Source organism: Streptomyces sp. UH6 (assembly GCF_013421635.1).
Taxonomy (GTDB): Bacteria; Actinomycetota; Actinomycetes; order Streptomycetales; family Streptomycetaceae; genus Streptomyces; species Streptomyces abyssomicinicus.
Genome location: NZ_JACADT010000565.1, coordinates 1 through 3,719, shown reverse-complemented (window position 1 = coordinate 3,719; position 3,719 = coordinate 1). Strand labels below are relative to the sequence as shown.

General features: G+C 72.6%; 5 protein-coding genes. 2 read left to right on the top strand and 3 right to left on the bottom strand.

Annotation, left to right across the window (positions count from 1 at the left end):
* Positions 1-1,479, top strand: a 1,479-nt coding sequence (locus HW445_RS22095) for an FtsX-like permease family protein (RefSeq protein WP_180222716.1), incomplete at its 5' end; no start/stop codon positions are given.
* A 4-nt stretch (positions 1,480-1,483) separates the two neighbouring features.
* Here the strand turns inward: HW445_RS22095 and HW445_RS22090 are convergent.
* The 3 genes from HW445_RS22090 to HW445_RS22080 are packed head-to-tail and all read right to left on the bottom strand — an operon-like array spanning position 1,484 to position 3,381.
* Positions 1,484-2,278, bottom strand: coding sequence for a DUF4253 domain-containing protein (locus HW445_RS22090; protein WP_180222715.1), 795 nt, complete (start codon positions 2,276-2,278; stop codon positions 1,484-1,486).
* A 36-nt stretch (positions 2,279-2,314) separates the two neighbouring features.
* On the bottom strand, positions 2,315-2,560 hold the full coding sequence (locus tag HW445_RS22085; RefSeq protein WP_180222714.1) for a DUF397 domain-containing protein: 246 nt from the start codon (positions 2,558-2,560) through the stop codon (positions 2,315-2,317).
* Positions 2,557-3,381 carry a helix-turn-helix transcriptional regulator gene (locus tag HW445_RS22080; protein ID WP_180222713.1) on the bottom strand — a complete coding sequence of 275 codons (825 nt, stop codon included), beginning with the start codon at positions 3,379-3,381 and terminating at the stop codon, positions 2,557-2,559. Before HW445_RS22080 ends, HW445_RS22085 begins: the two co-directional genes overlap by 4 nt.
* Positions 3,382-3,468: 87 nt before the next feature.
* On the opposite strand from HW445_RS22080, the gene HW445_RS22075 reads away from it, so the two are divergent.
* Positions 3,469-3,719 (top strand): ATP-binding protein (locus tag HW445_RS22075; protein ID WP_374939683.1); only part of this gene is annotated, 251 nt, incomplete at its 3' end.

Here is a 3,719-nt window from a genome sequence, read left to right as displayed (position 1 = left end):
CTCCCGGACGGCCCGCTGGTGATCGCTCCCACCACGGTGGCCGTCGCGTTCGCGGTCGGTGTCCTGGTGACGGTGGGCGCCGCGTGGCTCCCGGGCCGCCGGGCCGCGAAGATCCCGCCGGTGGCCGCGATGAGCAGCGTGCACGCCACGGCGACGGTCAAGTCCCTGGTGCTGCGCAACACCCTCGGCGCGCTGCTCGCCGGGGTGGGCACCGCCGTGGTCCTGTACGCCACCACCATGGAGCGGTCGGACGCGCAGGCCCCGATGGGGCTGGGCGCGGTCCTGCTGATCCTCGGCGTCTTCGTGCTCACGCCGCTGCTGTCCCGGCCGGTCGTCGCCGCCGTCGCTCCGCTGCTGAGGCTCTTCGGGGTCTCCGGCCGGCTCGCCCGGCAGAACGCCGTGCGCAACCCGCGCCGCACCGCCGCCACCGCCTCCGCGCTGATGATCGGCCTCACCCTGATCACCGGCATGACGGTGGCCGCCAGCAGCCTCCAGACGTCCATCGACCGGATGGCCACCGCCGCGATCGAGGCGGACTACGTGGTCTCGATGGGCAACGGCATGGGGCTCGACCCCGAGGTGGAGCGCCGGCTCGCCGACGCGGAAGGGGTGTCGGCCACCAGCCCGCTGCGGATGGTGCCGGCCGAGGTGGACGACGAGACCCAGTACCTGACCGCCGTGAACGGTCCCGCCTTCGACAAGGTCATGGAACTCCCCGTGCTGAGCGGAAAGTTCGAGGTCGGCGGCGCCGGAGTGATGGTCGACGACCGGCTCGCCGCCGAGCACGGCTGGGAGGCCGGGGCGCGCATCACCGCCACCCAGGAGGACGGCACCGAGCAGGAGTTCACCGTCACCGGGGTCTACGAGCGGAACGAGATGTTCCGCGGCATCGTGGTGGACGCCGGGACCGTGGCCCCGCACCAGGAACGGATCTCCGACTTCCAGGTCATGGTGAAGATCGACGGCGGTCCCTCCGAGGCGAACGAGGACCGCCTGGAGAAGGCGCTCGGTGACAACCCGGCCATCGTGGTCCAGGACAAGCAGGCGCTCTCCGAGGAGATCGGGCAGATGTTCAGCCTGGTGCTGAACATGCTGTACGGGCTGCTCGCCATGGCGGTGGTCGTGGCGGTGCTGGGCGTGGTCAACACCCTGGCGATGTCGGTGTCCGAGCGCACCCAGGAGATCGGCATGCTCCGCGCGGTGGGCATGGTGCGCGGCGGCGTGGCGCGGATGATCCGGCTGGAGTCGCTGGTGATCTCGCTGTTCGGCGGGGTGCTCGGCGTCGGTCTGGGCGTGTTCTTCGGCTGGGCGGCCGGCGAACTGATGGGCAGCAGCCTGTCGACGTACGAACTGGTCCTGCCGTGGGCGCGGATCGTGCTGTTCCTGCTGCTGTCGGCGCTGATCGGCGTCGTGGCCGCGCTGTGGCCGGCGCGGCGGGCAGCCCGGCTCGACATGCTGGGGGCGATCAAGGCCGACTAGGGGTTCAGTCCCACCAGAACGACCAGACGTGACTGTTGCGCACCGCCTCCTCGGCGTACCGGCCGAGCGGGGCGATGCCCTGGCCGATGTTGTCGGGACAGAACGCGTAGTGCTCGGCGGCCACCGCCTCGGCGTGCTCCGGGGTGGTGGGCGGCGAGGCGACGGAGAGGACCAGCTGGTCGAAGGTGAGGACGACGACCCGGGCGCCGAAGCGGTCCTCCCACGAGCGCAGCACGGCGCAGAGGCGGGCCACGTCGTTCTCGTGGTTGAGCGGACCGGTCCAGCCGATGGCCGCCGGTATGTCGGCGCTGCGGCGGGCCGGCACGAGGGCGGGGCGCAGCTCCTTCAGCCAGGGGACGCCCTCCGCGAGGAAGTCCGCGGTGTCGGCGGCGTCGCCGTCCGGGTCGGCGCGGGGCGCGGTGGCGGGGGCGAGGCCCTGCCAGGCGTCGAGGGAGGCGTCCGCCTCGTCGGGGTCGTCCTGGACGGCCGCGAAGTCCGCCCAGTAGCCGTCCAGCACCTCGAATGCGTCGTGGTCCCCCGGGTACGACGTCCCGCCGGGGTCGAGGTCCCACACGTCGGGAGTGCTCTGGCGGGTGCCGACGTCGAGGAGCACCGGCAGGAGCCCGAGATCACGGCCGGTCGCCCGCAGCGAGGCCCAGTCGCCGACGGAGGCCGGGGCGTCGGCGCACCAGAGCAGCGGCTCGTGCCACGGACCGTCGGTCGTGGCGTCGAGGAGACGGCCGGGCGGCAGCAGGAGCGTGGTGGACGGGTTCGCGAGGGCGTTGGGAAGGCTGGCCATGGGACGGGACTGTAGGGGGCGGCGCCGACAACGGCGTCACTGCCGCGGCGCGACCCCCGCGGTGAAGGCGGCCCAGGCGGCGGGGGCGACCCGGAAGGTGGGCCCGCCGGGGTTCTTCGAGTCCCGCACGTGCACGGCGTGCGGGCAGGGGGCGACCTCGACGCACTGGCCGCCTTCGTCCCCGCTGTGGCTGGACTTCCGCCATGCGTAGGCGACTTCGAGGCACTCGCCGCCTTCGCTGCCGCTGTAGCTCGACTTGAACCAGGTGAGTGCCGTGGTCACGGTGTGCCTCCCAGCAGGTGGTCGAGCAGGTCCTTGGACTCCAGCGGGCTCAGCGCCTGCGAGCGCAGCATCGCATATTTGCACGCCAGGATGGAGACCTCGTCAGGGTCGGACACCCACTGGCTGCCGCGCTGGCCCTCTGCGTAGGCAAGGTGCTGGTGCTCCGGGGTCTCCAAGAGGGTGAAGGGGCCGTTGAGCCCAGCGTGTGAGGAAGTCCGCGTCGGCAGGAACTGGAGGCTCACGCCCGGCAGTTCGGCGCACTCGCGCAGTCGCCGCAGCTGCTCACGGCGTACGGCGGGGCCGCCGATCCCCAGGTGCAGCACCGGCTCCCACACCACGAAGCTCAGCGTCGGCGGCGTCCTGCGCCGCAGGATCTCCTGGCGGGCCACCCGCGCGGCGGTCTTGGCCTCGATCTCGTCCTCGTCGTGGACCGGCACGCGTTCCCGCAGGACCGCCCGCGCGTAGTCCTCGGTCTGCAGGAGGCCCGGTACGACCAGCGCGTCGTACCAGGACAGGGCGATCGCCTCGCGCTCGTGGACCATGTACTGCTCGGCGTACATCGGGAACCGGTCGATCTCCGGCAGGTTCTCCACGCCCGCCGCCAACAGCCCCCGCGTACCGAGGGCCTGGTCCAGCCGCGCCGCGAGGTCCGGCATCAGGCGGCGGCGCCCCTGCTCGACGGAGGCGATGGTCTCCGGGTCCACGTGGACGGCGTTGGCGAGCGACCGCTGGGTGAGCCCGGCGGCACGGCGGGCCGTCTGCATCTGGGCGCCGAGCAGGCGCAGGGCGGACGGGTTCTTCGGCCTGCGCGACATCGGCATGCGGCGGCTCCCTGGTTGTGCTCGTACTGGCAGCGAGTACGTGGTCACGCACTGTTCACTCTAGTCGCGCACGGTGACAGTCGTCCCGTGAACGAGGTGAAGCAACGCGCCGGGCTGCGGGAGCGGTTCTACCGGCGCGACAGGCGATCGGCGCGGGCGGCACGGGGGTTCGCCGCGGGCGTGCTGGAGGAGTGGGGGCTCGCCGGGCGGGCCGACGACGTCCTGCTCTGCGTGAGCGAGTTGGTGACCAACGCGCTCCTGCACGGCGTCCCGCCGGGGCGCGGCCTGCTGCTGCGCATGCGGTACGGGGACGGCGTGCTGCGGGTGGAGGTCCACGA